16 protein-coding genes are annotated in these 19,366 nt (G+C 41.3%); 7 read left to right on the forward strand and 9 right to left on the reverse strand.

The window, feature by feature from the left end; all coding sequences use genetic code 11:
* The first annotated feature begins 1 nt into the window (after position 1).
* Positions 2-2,923, forward strand: a complete 2,922-nt coding sequence (locus SKC37_RS01075) for an FAD-binding and (Fe-S)-binding domain-containing protein (protein WP_377979694.1) — start codon at positions 2-4, stop codon at positions 2,921-2,923.
* Positions 2,924-2,925: 2 nt separating this feature from the next.
* On the opposite strand, the gene nagB is transcribed toward SKC37_RS01075, so the two are convergent.
* Positions 2,926-4,827: a glucosamine-6-phosphate deaminase gene (gene nagB / locus SKC37_RS01080; protein WP_377979695.1), complete on the reverse strand. Its 1,902-nt coding sequence runs from the start codon at positions 4,825-4,827 to the stop codon at positions 2,926-2,928.
* A 4-nt stretch (positions 4,828-4,831) separates the two neighbouring features.
* Complete coding sequence (locus SKC37_RS01085) at positions 4,832-5,047, reverse strand: helix-turn-helix domain-containing protein (protein WP_377979696.1); 216 nt, start codon at positions 5,045-5,047, stop codon at positions 4,832-4,834.
* 156 nt (positions 5,048-5,203) lie between these two features.
* Between SKC37_RS01085 and SKC37_RS01090 the strand changes: the two genes are divergently transcribed.
* Positions 5,204-7,573, forward strand: a complete 2,370-nt coding sequence (locus SKC37_RS01090; protein WP_377979697.1) for a TonB-dependent receptor — start codon at positions 5,204-5,206, stop codon at positions 7,571-7,573.
* Position 7,574: 1 nt separating this feature from the next.
* Positions 7,575-8,483 (forward strand): DUF4249 domain-containing protein, encoded by a 909-nt coding sequence (locus tag SKC37_RS01095; protein WP_377979698.1) that lies wholly within the window; start codon positions 7,575-7,577, stop codon positions 8,481-8,483.
* Here the strand turns inward: SKC37_RS01095 and porT are convergent, their stop codons facing one another.
* From porT to SKC37_RS01115, 4 genes are all read right to left on the reverse strand, one after another.
* Positions 8,484-9,170, reverse strand: a complete 687-nt coding sequence (gene porT / locus SKC37_RS01100) for a type IX secretion/gliding motility protein PorT/SprT (RefSeq protein WP_377979699.1) — start codon at positions 9,168-9,170, stop codon at positions 8,484-8,486.
* Complete coding sequence (ubiE, locus tag SKC37_RS01105; RefSeq protein WP_377980495.1) at positions 9,167-9,904, reverse strand: bifunctional demethylmenaquinone methyltransferase/2-methoxy-6-polyprenyl-1,4-benzoquinol methylase UbiE; 738 nt, start codon at positions 9,902-9,904, stop codon at positions 9,167-9,169. The genes porT and ubiE overlap by 4 nt, the downstream gene beginning before the upstream one ends.
* 71 nt (positions 9,905-9,975) lie before the next feature.
* Positions 9,976-10,902 carry an AEC family transporter gene (locus SKC37_RS01110; protein ID WP_377979700.1) on the reverse strand — a complete coding sequence of 309 codons (927 nt, stop codon included), beginning with the start codon at positions 10,900-10,902 and terminating at the stop codon, positions 9,976-9,978.
* Positions 10,903-12,111 (reverse strand): sensor histidine kinase, encoded by a 1,209-nt coding sequence (locus SKC37_RS01115; RefSeq protein WP_377979701.1) that lies wholly within the window; start codon positions 12,109-12,111, stop codon positions 10,903-10,905.
* 137 nt (positions 12,112-12,248) lie between these two features.
* On the opposite strand from SKC37_RS01115, the gene SKC37_RS01120 reads away from it, so the two are divergent.
* From SKC37_RS01120 to SKC37_RS01130, 3 genes are read left to right on the forward strand one after another with little or no spacing between them, the layout of a single operon-like run.
* Positions 12,249-12,587 carry a PadR family transcriptional regulator gene (locus SKC37_RS01120; RefSeq protein ID WP_223130201.1) on the forward strand — a complete coding sequence of 113 codons (339 nt, stop codon included), beginning with the start codon at positions 12,249-12,251 and terminating at the stop codon, positions 12,585-12,587.
* Between the two features lie 11 nt (positions 12,588-12,598).
* Positions 12,599-14,995 carry a PspC domain-containing protein gene (locus SKC37_RS01125; RefSeq protein WP_377979702.1) on the forward strand — a complete coding sequence of 799 codons (2,397 nt, stop codon included), beginning with the start codon at positions 12,599-12,601 and terminating at the stop codon, positions 14,993-14,995.
* Between the two features lie 50 nt (positions 14,996-15,045).
* Positions 15,046-15,750 (forward strand): head GIN domain-containing protein, encoded by a 705-nt coding sequence (locus SKC37_RS01130; protein WP_377979703.1) that lies wholly within the window; start codon positions 15,046-15,048, stop codon positions 15,748-15,750.
* On the opposite strand, the gene SKC37_RS01135 is transcribed toward SKC37_RS01130, so the two are convergent.
* Entirely contained in the window at positions 15,743-16,342 is a 600-nt protein-coding gene (locus SKC37_RS01135) for a DUF1684 domain-containing protein (RefSeq protein ID WP_377979704.1), read from the reverse strand. The genes SKC37_RS01130 and SKC37_RS01135 overlap by 8 nt on opposite strands.
* A gap of 46 nt (positions 16,343-16,388) precedes the next feature.
* Here SKC37_RS01135 and SKC37_RS01140 point away from each other — a divergent pair, with 46 nt between their 5' ends.
* Entirely contained in the window at positions 16,389-16,973 is a 585-nt protein-coding gene (locus SKC37_RS01140) for a riboflavin synthase (protein ID WP_377979705.1), read from the forward strand.
* Here SKC37_RS01140 and argH read toward each other — a convergent pair.
* Together argH and SKC37_RS01150 are read right to left on the reverse strand one after the other, a co-directional pair.
* Positions 16,951-18,291, reverse strand: a complete 1,341-nt coding sequence (gene argH / locus SKC37_RS01145; protein WP_377979706.1) for an argininosuccinate lyase — start codon at positions 18,289-18,291, stop codon at positions 16,951-16,953. The genes SKC37_RS01140 and argH overlap by 23 nt on opposite strands.
* A 4-nt stretch (positions 18,292-18,295) precedes the next feature.
* Positions 18,296-19,366: a M20 family metallo-hydrolase gene (locus tag SKC37_RS01150; protein ID WP_377979707.1), complete on the reverse strand. Its 1,071-nt coding sequence runs from the start codon at positions 19,364-19,366 to the stop codon at positions 18,296-18,298.

Consider the following 19,366-nt stretch of genomic DNA (forward strand, 5'->3'; position numbering starts at 1 on the left):
CATGGCGACGCAAATCACGGAAACAATCTTATCTACTTTAGGCAGCACCTTGCAGGGAACGCTTCACACGGATACCGTGATGAAAACTTTGTATGCAACGGATGCGTCGGCCTATCGGGAGATGCCTTTAGGGGTGGTTATTCCCGAGACGATGGAGGATTTAGAGAAGATCATTCGATTTGCTGACCAACATTCCATTCCCTTGATTCCACGTACAGCAGGCACATCCTTAGCGGGCCAGGTGGTGGGTAATGGACTAGTAGTAGATGTATCCAAGTTTTTCAACCGAATTTTAGAGGTTAACGTGGCAGAATCCTATGTCTGGGTGGAACCAGGTGTAGTGCGGGATGTTTTGAATGTGGAGCTAAAAAAGCATGGATTGTTTTTTGGTCCAGAGACTTCTACTGCTAACCGCGCGATGATTGGTGGAATGGTGGGAAATAACTCCTGCGGTTCTAATTCCGTGGCGTATGGTTCCACGAGGGATCACGTGTTAGAGGTGGAAGGATTTCTTTCAGATGGTACGCCAGTTCATTTTAAGGCGGAAGATCCCTTTGAGACGATTAAAACACTAGAAAAAGGTTCTCGTCTGCATGGAATTTATGAGAAGACGCTTGCTTCCTTATCAGATCCGCAACACCAGAAAAATATTATTGACGAGTTTCCAAAGCCGAGCATACATCGTCGAAATACAGGCTATGCCGTGGATATGTTATTAAACACGAAAGCTTTTGAAAGAACGGAGGCGCCTTTTAATTTCTGTTCGTTGATCAGTGGGTCCGAAGGAACTTTATGTTTTGCCACTCGTATTAAACTGCACGTTGATCCATTGCCACCAGCTCATTTAGGTTTGGTTTGTGGCCATTTTAATACCATTGACGAAGCATTACGGGCAAATTTGATTGCCTTACAATTCAATCCATCTGCCTCTGAGTTGATGGATCATTATATTCTAGAATGTACCAAAGCGAATCCAGAACAACGCCAAAATCGCTTCTTCGTAGAGGGCGACCCAGGAGCTATTCTGGTCGTAGAATTGCGTTCTGATTCAGCCGAAGATTTAGCCTCTCAAGCGCAGGCATGCGAAGCAGCCATGCGTAAGGCAGGATTAGGATACCATTTTCCCTATGTGACAGGAGGCGATGTGAAGAAGGTGTGGGACTTGAGAAAAGCGGGTTTAGGCCTACTTTCTAATTTGCCTGGTGATGAAAAAGCGGTGGCCGTAATCGAAGACACGGCTGTAGACGTGAATGATTTGCCAGCGTTCATTGCTGAATTCAACGAAATATTACAAGCCAATAACCTGTATTGCGTGCATTATGCGCACGCAGGATCAGGAGAATTGCACTTGCGTCCAATCATTAATTTGAAGACAAAAGAAGGGCATCAGCAATTCCGTCATATTGCGGAGGAGATAGCTCGTTTAGTAAAGAAATTTAAAGGTTCACTATCTGGGGAACACGGAGATGGCCGTTTAAGAGGGGAGTTTATTCCCTGGATGGTAGGAGAGGAGAATTACCAATTGATGCGGGAATTGAAGTCTTGGTGGGATCCTAAGGGGATATTTAATCCTAATAAGATTGTGGATACACCTCCGATGGATACGTTTTTGCGTTACGAAGCTGGTCAGCAAACCCCTGAATTTAAAACAGCTTTCCGCTTCAAGGATCAGGATGTTTTGCAACATGCGGAGCAATGTAATGGTTCTGGAGATTGTCGTAAAACGCCTATTTCAGGGGGGACTATGTGTCCATCCTTTATGGCGACTAGAAATGAAAAAGAAACAACTCGAGCGCGCGCGAATATTTTAAGAGAGTTTTTAACGCGCTCAGAACAGCCTAATCGCTTTGCTCATGAGGAGATTAAGGAAGTGATGGATCTTTGCTTAGCTTGCAAAGGTTGTAAGGCTGAGTGTCCATCAAATGTGGATGTGGCGAAATTGAAGATGGAGTTTTTGTACCAGTATCAAAAAGAAAAGGGACTTCCTTTACGTTCTTGGCTGGTAGGGAACTTTGCAAAGCTATCTAATATAGCTTCCTATGTGCCTTTCTTATACAATGTGGTAATGGGAACACCGGTAATTCGCCGTATCTCTAATTCCCTCGTGGGTTTTCACCCAGATCGTACGATGCCATTAATGGCGAAACAAACACTTTGGACTTGGTTAAAGTCACGTACATCGCCCATTCAGGATAAGTCAGTTTACTTGTTTGTCGATGAGTTTACGAATTTTAATGATGCTGAAGTAGGTCGTACGGCTGTTTTATTACTTGAGCGTTTGGGTTATGAAGTGAAGATAATTCCGCATCCGATTTCAGGTAGAGCGTATTTGTCCAAAGGAATGCTAGATGAGGCACGCGTATTAGCGATGCAAAATGTACGCCTATGGTCCTCTTTAATCACAGAAAATACGCCATTGGTGGGAATAGAACCCTCTGCCATTTTGACCTTCCGCGATGAATATCCGGATTTAGTGTCGGATGAATGGGTAGAAAAGGCACAAGAATTAGCTAAAAATACTTTATTACTAGAAGAATTTATCGCTAGAGAGGCAGATGCCAAACGCATCACCTCTGCGGCATTTAGCACAGAAAAGAAACTGATGAAATTGCATGGGCATTGCCAACAAAAGGCTATTTCGTCCCTTGTTTCAGCTAAAAAGGCTCTCTCTTTACCGGAGAATTTCGAAGTGCAATTAATCCCATCAGGGTGTTGCGGAATGGCGGGATCTTTTGGGTATGAGAAAGAACATTACGACTTATCTATGCAGATAGGGGAATTAGTTTTATTCCCTACGGTACGATCTCAGCCAGAAGAAGTAGATATTGTAGCCTCTGGAACCAGTTGTCGCCATCAAATTCACGATGGAACTAAGCGGCATGCGAAGCATGCCGCGGAGATCCTATATGCCGCTTTAAAATAAGATTAGAATTTCCAGCGTACGAATGCCTCCATGGCTTCGTATTCAGCAAGGCCTAAGGCGTTGTAGAGAGAAGCCGTTGCTCGGTTTCTTTCTTCAGCCCGTTGCCAAAATTCCCTTGAATCGTCTCCTTGGAATACAACCCCGTCCTTTTGAGATTGGTGTTTGAAAATACCCATTCTCTTTTTAAATACTTGGTCTGGAGACATCGGTACGGCCATTTCGATTTGATCAATATCCCACTCTGCCCATGCACCTTTGTATAGCCATACCCAGCAGTTCTTCATGTATTCCCGGTGTTTTAAGCGCGTTACAGCCTCTAGTATGGCGTCTAAGCAGACTTTGTGTGTGCCATGTGGATCCGCTAAATCGCCGGCTGCATAAATTTGGTGTGGTTGAATCTCCTCAATGAGATCCATTACGATTTGAATGTCTTTTTCGCCTATGGGTTTTTTGCGAATTGTTCCTGTTTCATAGAAAGGCATTTCTAGGAAGTGTGCGTTCTCTTTTTTGATCCCCACGAAGCGGCAAGTATTCTTTGCTTCACCCTTGCGGATTAAGCCCTTGATTTCTCTAACGGCCGGAATATCAATTTCTGAATCCGGTTTATTCTTGAGGAATTTGATCGCCTCCTTGTAAATCCGGTTTGCTTTGGCGTTCGGGCTTTCGAATTTTTCATTGAAATCCACTACGAATTCTGCGAAACGAAGTGCCTCGTCGTCAGCTACAGCAATGTTGCCCGTCGTTTGGTAGGCTACGTGTACATCATGACCTTGGTCGTGTAAACGTTGGAATGTGCCACCCATGGAAATGATATCGTCATCTGGATGCGGACTGAAGATTAATACTTTCTTCTTCGCAGGGAATGCGCGCTCTGGGCGGTGCGTGTCATCTGCATTCGGTTTTCCGCCAGGCCAGCCTGTGATGGTGTGTTGTAAGTAATTGAATACTTCGATATTGATTTCGTATGCTTGGCCATACAAAGACAAAAGCTCAGATAAGCCTTGTTCATTATAATCTTTCGATGTAAGTTTTAAGACGGGTTTCTGTAGGGTCAAAGAGAGATGAGTCACCGCCTTTTTGATCATATTTCTGTCCCATTTCACGGTGTCCACGACCCAAGGAGTTTTAATTCGGGTTAACATAGATGCCGCCGTTTCATCTAAGATAAAGGATGCGTTCGGGTGTAATTGAAGATAGGATGCGGGAATATCTGAGGTGACGGTGCCCTCCACGGCTTTGGCTACACTATCTGCTTTATGTTCTCCCCAAGCCAATAAGACGATCTTCTTGGACTTCATAATGCTGTCGATTCCGAGCGTGATGGCTTTTTTGGGTACCTTTTGTAGGCCACCAAAATCAGGCGATGCATCTATTTTCGTCGCAATATCCAACGTCATTAAACGTGTTTTTGAATTGATAGTAGAACCGGGTTCATTAAAACCAATATGTCCATTGCGGCCAATGCCTAATAAGTAATAATCAAAACCTCCCAAGCGTTCAATCTTCGCTTCATAGTCTCTGCAAAACTCCGGAATCTTTTCTAAAGACAGCGTTCCGTCAGGTAAATGGTAATTAGTTACCGGTATATCAATATGGTCGAAGAGTTGTTCTTTCATAAATCGGACATAACTCTGTATGGAATCCGGTTCCATCGGATGGTATTCGTCCAAATTAAACGTGATGACATTTTTAAAACTCAAGCCTTCTTCTCTGTGAATTCGGATGAGTTCTTGGTATACTTTTTTGGGCGAAGAGCCAGTGGCAAGTCCTAAAATGGTAGGTTTTTTTTCTTGGTTATTTTTGCGAATAAGATCCGCAATTTCTTTCGCGACTGATTTAGAGGCTAAATCAGAATCTAAAAAAATATGTGTTGGAATGCGTTCGAAGCTAATTTCTTGTTCCATTATCTTATTTTTGATTGTTTTTAGAAGCGACAACGAGGAGGTCTAAGGATAAAGTGTCGAATAGCCGTAATATGGTTTTTATCGCTGGGTTGCCTTTGCCTAATTCAATACTGTGAATAGTTTTGATGGCCACACCACTTCGTATGCTAAGTTCTTCCTGTTTTAATCCGATGGCATTCCTTTTTTCTCTGATGATTTGCCCGAATACTTGTAAATCCATTGTTGATAGGTTTTTGACAAATGTAAATAATTATTCAATATAAATTACATAATGGTAATATGTTTCCGATTATGGTAAAAAAATACCTCATTCCCCGTTTATCATAATTTAACAACGAGAAAAAACATTTACCCGTATCTTTGAGTTTTTAAAATTATGCGCAAATTACTTTTCCTTATTTTTCTGTTCTTACCTGGTATATTATATGCCCAAAAGTCTACCATTAGTGGCTACGTAAAAGAAGCGTCTAGTGGTGAGGGACTCATCGGCGCTAGTGTGTATGTAAAGGAATTAAAAACAGGTAACGTCACTAATACCTATGGCTTTTACAGTTTAACGCTTCCTACAGGTAAATACACACTCGTTTTTTCTTCGTCAGGATTTAAAAAGAGCGAGCAAGAAGTTGTTGTGGCGGCTAAACCTCAAGAGATTTCGGTGGAATTAGTAGCTGATTCTCAGGAATTAGCCGAAGTTATTGTCAAAGCACGTGCAAATGATGAGAATGTGAAAGGGATTGAAATGTCTGTTAACAAAGTCGACATCAAAACCATTCGTAAAATTCCAGCTCTTTTAGGAGAAGTTGATCTGGTACGGGCTATCCAATTATTACCTGGCGTATCTACGGTAGGCGAGGGAGCCTCCGGCTTTAATGTCCGAGGTGGAGGAGTTGATCAAAATTTAGTGCTATTAGACGATGCTCCGGTATATAATTCCTCTCATCTCTTTGGTTTCTTTTCTGTCTTTAATCCAGATGCGGTTAAAGATGTGAAATTGTTCAAGGGTGGCATTCCATCGATGTATGGTGGTCGCGCGTCTTCTATTTTGGATGTGAAAATGAAAGAGGGTAACGCGAAGAAATTAGAAGTGAATGGAGGGGTTGGGGTAATATTTTCGCGTATATCTATCGAAGCTCCCATAGTAAAGGATAAGGCGTCCTTTATTGTGGCGGCACGTCGTTCTTATATCGATGTTCTAGCAAAACCTTTTTTAACTGGAAATAACGCGAATTCTAAATTTAGTTTTTATGATTTGACTGCCAAAGTCAATTATACCATCAACTCGAAGAATACCGTTTTTATGTCCGGATACTTTGGACGTGATGTATTTGGAACTGGTTTTGGTTTTGATTGGGGAAATACAACCTTAACAACACGTTGGAATCACGTTTTCTCTAATAAATTATTCCTTAACGCGACAGCATTCTATAGTAATTACGATTACATGTTGGATTCTGATATTGAAAACAAACGCCCCAATGATGCCTTTAAATGGACGTCTAACATTGAAAATTTTAGTATCAAACCTGATTTTACGTATTACGTAAGACCGGACAATACCATTAGTTTTGGAGGGCAATTACTTTCGTATGATTTTACTCCTGGTAAGGCAAATGCTACTTCGAATGGGGAGAAAAGAGAGTTTGGACAAGCGAATAAGCAAGGTGTGGAAGCTTCAGCTTATATTGGTCATGACTGGAAAATTAGTTCGCGCTTAACGGTTCAATACGGCGTTCGCTACTCGCACTATGATTATAAGAGCTTGAATGGGGAGTATTATGATCGAATTCCTGTGGCGGTAAGCACGGAGAATCCATCTGGTTATTTATTAAAAATAAATCAAACGGATCCGGATGCTGTGGTAGCGTCCTATGGAAACTGGGAGCCGCGTTTTGCTCTAAATTTGACGGGGAATGAATCGTCTTCGGTGAAGTTGAGCTATAATCGCTTAGTTCAATATATTCACTTAATGTCGAATACGGCGGCATCTACCCCTTTAGATGTTTGGACTTCATCGACGAATAATATCAAACCCCAAATTGTAGACCAACTAGCCTTAGGCTTGTTTAAAAATTTTGGCCCAGATGGTAATAATTATGAATCGTCTGTGGAGGTATATTACAAGGATATGGAAAATCAAATCGATTATGCGGATCGGGCGAACTTGTTCTTAAACCCGTATTTTGAAAAAGATTTGCTATTCGGAAAGGGCCGTGCCTATGGAATCGAGTTTTTTTTAAAGAAAAACGTAGGAAAACTGACAGGTTGGGCCAGTTATACTTTAGCTAGAACAGAACGTCAGATAGAGGGATTAAATAACAATGAATGGTATGCAAATCGCTATGATCGTACCCATACTTTAAATTTGGTTGGTCAGTATTCTTTATCTGACAAATGGTCTTTTGGGGCTAATTTTGCCTATATAACAGGTGTTCCTTATACTGTTCCAGCCCAAAAATATGTTTTTGATGGGATTGCCTATCCTCAAACGATTCCAGGAACTCGGGGAAACATACGGGTGCCAGATTACCACCGTTTGGATATTTCAGCTACGAAGAAAAACAAGAAAGCCTTGTTTGGAAAAGGTAGTTCAGAGTGGGTATTCTCCGTATATAACCTATATAATCGAAAGAATCCCCTCTCGATTTATACCCGACCTAATGAAGACAATTCAGTCCAAACCGAGGCTGTTCAACTCTCTATCATCGGTTCTTTTGTTCCTGCCGTCACCTATAATTTCTCGTTTTAAGATGAAGCTATTTTACTTATTTTTCATTCTTTTGGCCTTAACTTCTTGCGAAGAGATAGTTACCTTGCCTAGTCCTGATTCGGATCACTACATCGTGGTGGAAGCAAATTTGACTAATTTAAGCGCACCACAACAGATTATGTTGTCGCGCTCGCAAGATTATTTTGATCAAGCAAGTATTCCTAAAATTGGAGGAGCTCAAGTAACTGTTTCTGATACACTTGGGAATCTATTTTCTTTCAAGGAGAAAGTAGCCTTAAGTGGTATTTATGTCTGGGAACCAAGTGAACAGCAACCCACTATCGGTAAAGTAGGTACCATTTTTACTTTACAAGTAAAATGGCAAAACGAAACTATTTCAGCTTCCGCTAAAATGAATCGAGTGCCAGCTATTGATTCGATTTTGTACCAATATGACGAGGCGACTGGCCGTCAAGGTGCGAATGATAGTCCTAAGAATGGGTATGATGCCCAGTTTTATGCACGTGACATAAGAGGTGCTGGTGATTGCTATCGGGTTAAAACCTACCGCAACGGGGTGTTGTTTAATGATCCTGCCAATCTAACGTTGATCTATGATGCGGGCTTCCAAAAAGGCGCAATGACGGATGGATTGATGTTTATTTTGCCTATTCGACGCTCTATTTCTCCCTCTTTGTATGTAGAAAATGATAAGATTCGAGTGGAGTTATGGTCGATATCGGAGGATCAATTTAACTTCTACTCTCAGGCTCGTTTGGAACTGAATAACGCTGGCTTGTTTTCTAGACCAGCGGCTAACATTCCCACTAATATTAAGAATACAAACCCTGCCTCGAAATTGCAAGGTACTGGCTGGTTTGGAGTTTCAGCCGTAAGCTCTTTCGAAACCATTGTGGATCCCAAGAAAGCGAAGACGGGATTGAAATAATTATTCGAAGTTGAAAATCAAGCTAATGGTATGAGAATTCAATTGGCTTAATTTTGAATAACTGTTAGTGGTTCCTGGTGGAACAAAAAGATTATTCAAGCCATGTGAAATGCGAATTTCAGGGGAGAATTTAAAGAATCGGTAGAAACGCTCAAATCCAATTCCATATTCTAATGAAAGTTCAGAGGTATTGGCTGTTACAGCTGTATTCTTTTTCTTTACGTTCGCTTCTAAGCCTAATTTTAAGCCAGATAGTAAATACATGCGGTGGTTTTGGCGTCGAACGGAACGAAATTTGACTAACATCGGAATCTCTAACCAGGTTGATTCTCTCGAAATAAGGTCTTCGTTCGCAAATTGAATTTGGCGATCGTACAAGGCGATATTCAAGCCTGATTTTAGTTCTACATGTTTGCTTAGCGCATAATTGACAATTCCTCCGATTTGAAACCCAAACGTTTTAGGGGAAGATAAAGAAAGTGGTTCACCTGTTACATCGTTCACTAACACACTCGGAAATCCATTCGCATAATAATTGCTAGAAGTTAAACCGAACATGAAGCCAAAGTGAAGAGGTTTCTCGTCATAAAACTCATCATGTACCTGAATATATCTTTTTCCTTGGCCCATGGCGGTAAAACCAAGTAAGAATGCGATAATAAAACCGATTAAGTGACCTTTTTTCATGCGTTTTTAGCTTTTTTGTGCCCTAGGTAGATGGAACAAATTCCACCAGTCATTGGGATCCATTTCGTATCGATAAATCCACATTCCTGGTAAATAGTCAAGAAATCTTGTCCATCGGGAAAAGCTTGAACGGATTCAGGAAGGTAGGTATAGGCGGCTGGGTCTTTGGAAATTAATTTACCCAAGACAGGTAGGCAAAATTTTGAGTAGAAAGTGTAGAGTTGTTTCATGGGGAAACTTTTGGGGTTGGAAAACTCCAAAATCACGCAATGACCTCCTGGCTTTAAAACGCGGTACATCTCTTTCAATCCCTTGTCCAATGTTTCGTAATTCCTCACACCAAAACTAACGGTTATCGCATCGAAACTATTGTCTGAGAAAGGTATTTTTTCTGAATCGCCTTTTTGCAGTGTAATGATCTTATCTAAGCCTAATTTCTTGATTTTTTCTACCCCGAAGGCTAACATGCCCTCCGAAATATCAATTCCTACAATTTTCTCAGGCTTGATTTTTAAGGCCTCGATGGCAAAATCTCCCGTACCGGTAGCGATATCTAAAACCGATTTGATACCCTTGTTTTGCAATAATTTGATGGCTTTTTTGCGCCAAATAATATCAATCCCTCCACTTAATAGATGATTTAGGAAATCATACTTGTGGGAGATGGAATTAAACATGTCAGCGACTTGTTCTTTTTTTCCTTTGGACTGATTCTTGTAAGGGACTACCATAATTTTAGCGAATTGGTTACGAACTAAACTAGTTCAATAAGCCAATGTTTCATAAAATTACCAAAAAAAATCGTTTAAATAGCGCTCATGTGGAAAACTGTCACCATGATCCACATAATCGCAAAACTAATAACAAGTGAGATATTCACTAAAGAAGCAGCAAGTGGTGTATTTAAATTCAATTCGTCTGAATACGTAATGACAGTCATGCCCACGGGAAGAATGAGGCATAGCATTAATAGGTTGCGAAAACCGAGGTCAAAGGGTAGTAGATAAAAACAAATCCCTCCCACTAAAAACCCCATGGCATAACGCAAACTTAATACCTGGAACACACGATAATACGATTTTTTAGATAGGCGCACGCTGAAATAAATACCCATAAGTAACAATACGATGGGTTTATTCCCTGATGCAATCGTAGAAATGAGATCTAGTGCAAAAACAGGAAATTTTATTTGAAGCAAGTTTACGACCACACCTAGGACCATCGCCTGCAAAGGAGGAAGCGAAATGATACGTTTGAAAATGTGAGCAGCAATGTTGTCGTTTTTGGGGCCACGACTGAAATAGTTTCCCATCCCATAGTTGACAAAAAAGTTGACCACAGAATTTCCTAGATCAAACATGATCGCATAGGTCAATCCCTGAATACCGAAAATTCCCTCGATGAGGGGGTAGGCGAAGATACCTAGATTAAATCCGGCACTCCCAATAGTCATTACCCCTCGGTTTTCTGGCTCTGTTTTTTTGAATAGATGAAAAGCGGAAAAGGACAAAAACATCCCAAATAGCATCGCAATCAAGGGAAGGTAAATCAAATCCCATGTAATATTCACCCGAATCATGGTCGAAAAAACCAATGCTGGAAAAGTGGTATGCATCAGAAATTTAGAAAGTGATTTACCGTCATGTTCCTGTATAAATCCCGCGCTTTTCAAGGCATAACCAATAGCGATAATACATAAAGCAGAGCCAAAAACAATATTAGGATCAGTCATCTAGACGGGTTTAGGAAGCGTAATGCGGAAAGTGGAACCTTTGTTGATTTCTGTCGATTTTAAAATCAATTTTCCTTGGTGGTAATTTTCGATAATCCGTTTCGCCAATGTCAACCCCAATCCCCAACCGCGCTTCTTAGTCGAGAAACCGGGGGAGAAAATTTTGGAGGTATTACTAGGTAAAATGCCTTTCCCTGTGTCCGAGATGTCAATGTGAATCACATTATTCTTGCCCTCTTTCAATTCAATCCGCATCTGACCTTGTCCACTCATGGCATCCACTCCATTCTTACAAATATTTTCGATGACCCATTCAAACAAGTATTTATTGATATTAGCTAATTGATTCGCCGCTAAGGACGAATGTATCTCAATGGTTACTTTGGATGAAATACGGATCTTTAAATAGCTGATAAATCCTTGAATGACTGCTTCAATGTCTTCCAGTTTTAAGACGGGTGTAGATCCGATATTTGAAAAACGTGTCGTAATCGTCTCTAATCGTTGAATATCTTTGGACAACTCGACGACGATTTCTGGATTTATGTGCGGTTCATTTCGCAATAATTCAACCCAAGCTGTCAGTGAAGATAGGGGAGTGCCTAGCTGATGCGCTGTTTCTTTGGCTAAACCCACCCAAACCCGATTTTGCTCTGCTCTTCTAGAATAGGACAAGAAGATATACCCTAAAAAAGCAACAATCAAAACCACTAATAGCTGCGATAAAGGATAGTAACGCAATAATTTTAAGAGCTGCGAGTTACCATAATAGATATACTCTTTCTGGAAACCCATGTCCATTTCGATGGGTTTGTTATTTTCTAAAATAATCTCTTGCAGCTTTTGCTGTAGAATCTCTTGTTTTTGTTCGGTGCTTAAACTTTCTTGAATTTGGATATTAATCGAGTTCAAATGTCCGGACCCATCTTTCCAAATCACCGGAATCGTATTATTCTCATTTATTTTCTTAATCCGTTCGAAAAAGAAATTGATATCTGCGTTATTATCACTCGTCAAGGCATAGCGAATAGTTTCAGCATACAGCTCGATTTGCTGTTTTTCCCGCTCCTCCAGTTTCGTTACTAAGCCATCCGTAAAGTATAAAGAGAAACCCGCCATCACGACGCTGACCGCGAAAAAGGCCACTTTTAACCAGGTATCCCGGTTGTAAAAGGCTAAGGGCAAAGAAAATTCTTTTAATGGCTTCATAATACTTAACCCTCAAAAGGGTGCGTTCATCACAAATTACCTACCGTTTATCCAAATTCACAAATAAATTTTCTAAGGTACTTTGCATTGCATAGTACCTTGTCTATATTTGCATTGTCAAATTAAACAAACAACCGATGGATATTGAAAATGCCAAGGTGCAAATGAGAAAGGGAATACTAGAATTTTGTATTCTTAAAATTATCTCAAAAGGAGAGGTGTATGCCTCCACGATGTTATCTGAATTAACCTCCGCTAAAATTATGGTCGTGGAGGGTACTTTATACCCTTTATTAACCCGCCTGAAAAATGCAGGATTTTTAGACTACCGCTGGGTAGAATCAGCGTCAGGGCCTCCTCGAAAATATTATTTATTAACAGATAAGGGACAGGAATTCTTAACAGAAATGTCCTCTACTTGGGATGAATTACAAGCATCCGTTAACCAAATTTCCAACGCTTCACCGCAGGCTTAACTATAACCTACATGAAAAAGACTTTATCAATCAACATCGCAGGATTTGTCTTCCACATAGAAGAGGATGCTTATGCAACCTTAGATGCCTATTTAAAATCCATCCATGCCTATTTCGCCTCTTTTGAGGGTTCGAAAGAAATTATCGCCGATATTGAATCAAGTATCGCAGAGAAATTTTGGAATATTAGAGAAACGGAGAAAACAGAAGCCATTTCACAAGAGCATGTGGATGCCTTAATTGCCTCTTTAGGTACTATTGCAGATTTCAAGCAAGTAGAAGAAGAGGAAGATAAAAAAGAGGGGTATACTGCTCCAAGATCTAATGAGGGACCTAAAATATTCCGTCGTGACATTACGCGCAAGCAAATAGGGGGAGTAGCTGCAGGTATCGCTCGCTACTTTCAGGTGGATCCGATCTGGGTACGTTTGGTTTTATTAGCTTTATTAAGTGCTAGTTTTCCATTATTCCATGTAGGTAACATTGTTTTCTGGGCTTATATTATTGTTTGGGCCGCTGTCCCGGGTGAAGTGAATCCAGATGACGATAAATCCTACCGCAAATTCTACCGTGATCCAGAGAAAAAGGTGATTGGGGGTGTGATGGCTGGTATCGCAGCTTATACGGGTTGGGATGTAGGTTTATTGCGTGTTTTGGCCGTATTGTCTGTAGGGCTATTTGGCTCAGGTGTGATAGCTTACATTGTTATTTTAGCGATTACACCGGAGGCGAAGAGTATGAAAGATAAAATGGAGATGACAGGGGAACCTATCACCTTGGAGAATATTGAGAACAATATAAAGAAAAGTATTCAGCCCAATGAGACAGAAGAAAAAACTATAACCAAAGTATTGCTTTTCCCTTTCCGCATTTTTGCCACGGTTTTCTCAGCCTTGAAAGGACCTTTGAACGTGATCCGCTGGATTGTACAGATTTTCGTTGGCATTATTTTATTGATTTTAGGCATTGCATTTATTATTGCTATCGTTGCTTTGTGTTCGCTTGGATTTACAGGGATTGACCAGGGGCAGCTTGTTCATATGGGTCCACTACCGCTTTACTTAATCGCAAAAGATTTTCCTTTCTGGACAGTGCCGGCTTTGGTTCTAGCTTTCTTACCGATGTTTGTTTCGATTGTCATCGCTGGTGTTTCCTTATTGGCGAATCGCAAATTCTACAACAAGACCTATAAGGTTGTTTCCACAACGATGGTGATCGTAGGATGGATCGGATTGTTTGCTGCGGTTCCTTTTGTAGGACGTAACTTCCAACGTTCAGCCTCCTACAATCAGGTGAAGGAAATTGCGGTTTCTGATTCGACGACTTATTTGTTAGATATCGACAAAAAAGACAACGAGACGATCTGGCAAATGATGTTGGGAGAAAAAGTCGAAGAATTTACATTTGATTTTGAGGAGGAGGAAGATAATCACGATTATAACGAGGAGCGTTTTAATCGCACGAATATTGAAGTTGAGGGCTATGATGGGAAGACGATTCAGGTAATTACGTACGCAAAATCGCAGGGTTTGACGCGTAAAGAAGCGGAGGCGAATGCCAAAATGATTCAGTACAATTACCTGCAAAAAGGTAAGGATTTACGTTTTGATACCCATTTTGGTCTACGGAACTCCAAATTTCGTGCGCAACGATTGAAAGTAAAAATTATGATCCCCTATGGCAAATCGTTTAGCATGACACGTGATTTCGCCTACTACATGGACAATGTCCTAGAATCAGGCTACTTCCACGAAGAGGGGCAGGATTTGTTTATCGGTTCGCTTTGGACATTTTCAGCTGATAAGGGCTTGATTTGTCTAAACAGAACGCCTCACAAAGAGGACGAATCGAAGAATGAGGATTTCTCTGACGAGAAAGTAGGTTTTAGCATGACGAAAGATTTGGAAAACTTTAGTTCGATTAGGGGGTTAAATTCCGAGTCTTCTCAGATTAAAATCACAAGAGGCGATCTTCCTAAGATTACTTACCGAGGAAATCAAGCCTTGGAGAGCTCGGCTCATGTAGAAAATAATGTATTGGTATTGGATAAAATTCAGCCTGGGATTCAAGTGGAAATTGTGGTGCCTGAATTGAATAAAGTGGAATTAGGTGGTAATGCAAGTACGGAAATAGAGGGTTTTACTACGTCTACTTTGGAGGTGATTTTACGAGGTTTTCATTCTCTTACCTTAAAAGGTGGTGGGAATCAGTTGAATGCGAGTGTATTTGATTCTGCAGAATTAATTGCAACTGATTTTGCGGTGGAGAAAGCTTTTGTAGCCATCGATAAATATGCAAAAATGGAGGTGAATGTCTCTAAAATGGTGCAGGGAAAGAAATTTGAAAGCTCCACGTTTTCAAATAAAACAAGCCAAGGGGTAAGTTATAAATGGAATGTGAATAAATAAGGTGCAACCTTTTTAGTATTGAAAGCATCTAGCAACAAATTAAAAAATCTATGAAAAAAATCTTGTCTTTATTCGCCGCCTTTTTAGTCGTTTTTAGTTCATTCGCAGATCCTGCTATCGTTACTAAGAAATTCAAAGTAGCTAATTTCAAATCCATCGAGTTAGGGAGTGCTTTCGAAGTGCATGTTCACAAAGGGAATGTGCATGCCGTTTCCGTCACCGGACGAGAAAAAGATATTGAAGATTTAGAGGTGACTACCTCTGCCGGTAAATTAGAAATTGGATATGGAACTAATTGGACTTGGAGTTGGAATAATAGTCGGTCTAAGGTAGTCATTAACATCACTCTGCCTCGCCTTGAAAGTGGTGAATTTACAGGTGCTTGTAAGGTAGACTTGCAAGGGTTTTCAAATGAAGAAGAGATGCGCTTATTATTCTCTGGAGCTGCGAAAGGATCAGTTGACGGCCTTAGAACAGATAAGTTAACGATAGAATTAAGTGGCGCATCTGATTGTAAAATCGCTGGGCAATCCGATTATTTGAAAGTGGAGGCCTCAGGTGCAAGTCACTTGAAAGCGTTGGAATTCTTATCACGTCATGTGGATGTGGAAGCTTCTGGTGCAAGCAGTGCTTCCGTGCATGTTCAGAAATCTTTGAAAGTAGACGCCTCGGGTGCATCTCACGTGAAATACAAAGGAAGTCCAGTCATCACAAAAGACTTATCAGGTGCAGCTTCGCTACACCAGGTTAATTAAAAAGTTTTTCACCTGCCTCGATGCGAATCGGGAGGGTGTTTTCTGCGGGAGGAATGGGACAGGCGAAATCTTCGTTGTACGCACAATAGGGATTATACGCTAGATTAAAGTCCACCCGCAACCGATTGTTTTTTACATTTGTTAGGGGTAAATCTAGAAAACGTCCGCCTCCATAGGTTTCTGTGGGGGCGGTTTTGTCTTTAAACGGCAGGAAGAAATTCCCGTCATCGTGTTGATATAATACGAGAGAAATAGCAAATCCACCTAGCTCCCCTTTGATTTTTCCGAATAAAATCAACTTTTCTGTCGTTCCATCCGTCATTTTTAATTCTACGGTTTTCGCTTTTTCGGCTTTTTCTAAGACGAAATCGACGATATAATCTTTGTTGAAAGAGTAGTACTTCAGACCCTTGAAGGTCGCTTTATCTTTAATGGGGGATTCCTCGTCGTCCTTTAAGGCAGAGTCTTTATCTCGACGGATTTTCAGCACATCAGCTCCCGTTTCATTCACTGGTTTTGCCTTAGGAATGCTAAAATAGGCAAGAATGGCGATGATGGGAATCAGAAAGAGGAACCATTTGTTGAATTTCATAGGAATGGGTGTAATTTTGGGTACGTAAAATTAGCAAATAAATCAGATGTTTACAGGTATTGTGGAGGCGATGGGATCGCTAGTAAAGACAGAAGCAAAAGGAACGAATGTGGAATTTTGGTTCACATGTCCATTCACGCAGGAATTGAAAGTGGATCAATCACTCGCACACAACGGGGTTTGTCTGACTGTCGTAGAGATTCAAGGAGAGCAATACCGTGTAACGGCGATAGATGAGACCTTGCAGAAGACGAATTTGGGTGATTTGAAGATAGGCCAAAAAGTAAACCTAGAACGTTGCATGGCCGCCAATGCTCGCTTCGATGGGCATATTGTACAAGGACATGTGGATTTGACTGGAATTTGTACAGAAATCAAAGATCAACAAGGTAGTTGGGAATACAGCTTTAGCTATCCAAAAAGTAGCGGCCACGTCACGGTCGAAAAAGGCTCCATTTGTGTGAACGGCACAAGTCTAACCGTGGTAGACTCTCAGGACGATTCCTTTACCGTTTGCATCATTCCGTATACCTACGAACACACTGTTTTTCATCAACTAAGTGTAGGTGATCAGGTGAACTTAGAATTCGATATTCTAGGAAAGTATATTAAGAAATTAATGCAGCGATAGCTTTGTTCACTTTTTCAAAGCCAAAACGCTTCCAAGCGATTTCTTTTTGGTCTTGAATTTCTGCCAAACCTAAATTGCCAATACTGCCTAAATGCGAATGATTGATTTCGCGCGTGCTGCCATCGAAAGCGCCGTCCTCGATCTTTTTCCCCACTATTTGATAGGCTTCTCTGAAGGGAACCCCTTGCACGACTAATTTATTCACCTCTTCTACCGAGAACAATAAATCGTATTTCGAGTCCACTAACAGGTCTTTCTTCACTTTCAGATGGCTCACCATATAGTGCGTGATCTCTAAACCGTCCAAAATTTCCTCAATCGCCGGCATCAACAACTCCTTCGTTAATTGGAATTCGCGGTGATATCCCGATGGTAAGTTGCTCGTCAATAACTGTAATTGATTCGGTAATGCCTTCAACTTGTTGGCTTTTCCACGCAATAATTCCGCGACGTCTGGATTCTTTTTATGCGGCATAATGGAGCTTCCTGTCGTTAAAGAGCTAGGGAGTTCGATGAAGCCGAAGTTTTGGGAATTGTACAAACACACATCCATCGCTAATTTGCTCAGCGTCGTGGCGATCTGTGCAATGGACGTTAAGACAAATAATTCGGTCTTCCCCCGCGATAATTGCGCGTTCACCACGTTCACGTGCGGCGATTCGAAACCTAATAATTCCGTGGTGTATTTTCTGTCCAAAGGAAAGGACGATCCATATCCAGCGCCAGAACCCAATGGGTTCTTGTTGGCTAGACGGAAGGCTGCCTCTAGTAATTCAATATCTTCTACCAAGCTCTCTGCGTAAGCTCCGAACCAAAGTCCGAAAGACGAGGGCATCGCAATCTGCAAGTGCGTGTAGCCAGGTAATAAATCGTTTTTGTGGGCTTCGCTTTTGGCGATTAACAAGTCAAACAAACGCTCCACCGCGTCAGCGATGTGTTGGATTTCAGCCCGCATAAACAATTTCAAATCCACTAACACTTGGTCGTTTCTTGAACGCCCTGCGTGAATTTTCTTGCCCTGATCACCTAATTTCTGCGTTAACAAATACTCGATTTGGGAATGCACATCTTCCATTCCGTCTTCGATAGTAAAATCGCCGGCTTCGATTTGGGCATAAATAGCTTTCAATTCAGCGCACAAAGGGCCTAATTCGTCCGCACCCAGCAAACCTACTTTCTCAAGCATCGTGATGTGAGCTAGTGACCCCAGCACATCATAGCGCGCTAATTGCAAGTCGTACACGGGGTCATTCCCAATCGTGAATTTCTCAATTTTAGCGTCTGTCGTCTGATTTTCTTTTTGCCAAAGTTTTGCCACAATCTTAAATGCTTAGGGTTGTAAGGAGATTTTGATAAGTTTGGATGCCCTGTTTCAGTTCATCCAAGAAAATATATTCGTCTGCCGTGTGCGATCTGCCGGAGTGTCCGGGACCGATTTTGACTGATGGTATCGTTAATAAAGCTTGATCGGAAAGGGTAGGTGAACCGAATAAATTGATGCCTAAACCTTTTGCTGCCTTTACTAACGGATGTGTTTCCTCCATTCTGCTGGAGTTTAATCGCATCGATCTAGGCATTAATTCCGCCTGAACAATGGTTTTTAATTCTGCCAGCACTTCTTCCAAAGAATAACATTCATTCACTCGGCAATCGATCACGTAATCGCAAGTATCAGGAACCACGTTATGTTGTTTGCCTGCGTTGATAACCGTTACCGTCGTTTTTACCGGTCCTAATAAATCAGAAACTTTCGAGAAAGAATGATTTTGAATGTGTTGTATATCCTCTAAAGCCAAGTAAATCGCATTCACTCCCTCATTTCTAGCTGCATGCCCTGCAATTCCTTTTACTTTCGCATCCACCACCATCAGGCCTTTTTCCGCAATCGCCATGGCGCAATCCGTGGGTTCGCCCACGATCGCAAAATCGATTAGAGGTAAATCCCCTGAATTTAAAAGAGCTTCAATTCCACCCGTTCCTGATATTTCTTCCTCCGCGGTAGCGGCTAACAGAAGGTTGAAGCCGAGGTTTTCTACAGCGTAAAAAGAGATAAAGGTCGCTATCAAGCAAACTAAACTAGCGCCTGCATCGTTCGATCCTAAGCCGATCAATTTCCCCTCTTTCTCTGTCGCCTTGAAGGGATCAAAGGTCCAAGACGCATTTGCTTTTACCGTATCGTGGTGGGAATTCAATAGAATCGTGGGCTTAGATGCATCGAAATGCAAATTAGTTGCCCACACATTATTTCCTAAGCGATTTGGTTGAATGCCCTGAGCCATGAAAAAGTCCACCAAAATCTGCGCCGTCCCTTGCTCCTCCTTACTAAGAGAGGGGCAGGCTATTAGCTGAGCTAATAGGTCTTTTGCGGCTAGAAATTGACTTTCTTGGTACAT

The sequence above is a fragment of the Aquirufa esocilacus genome (genome assembly GCF_042715595.1).
Lineage (GTDB): Bacteria > Bacteroidota > Bacteroidia > Cytophagales > Spirosomataceae > Aquirufa > Aquirufa esocilacus.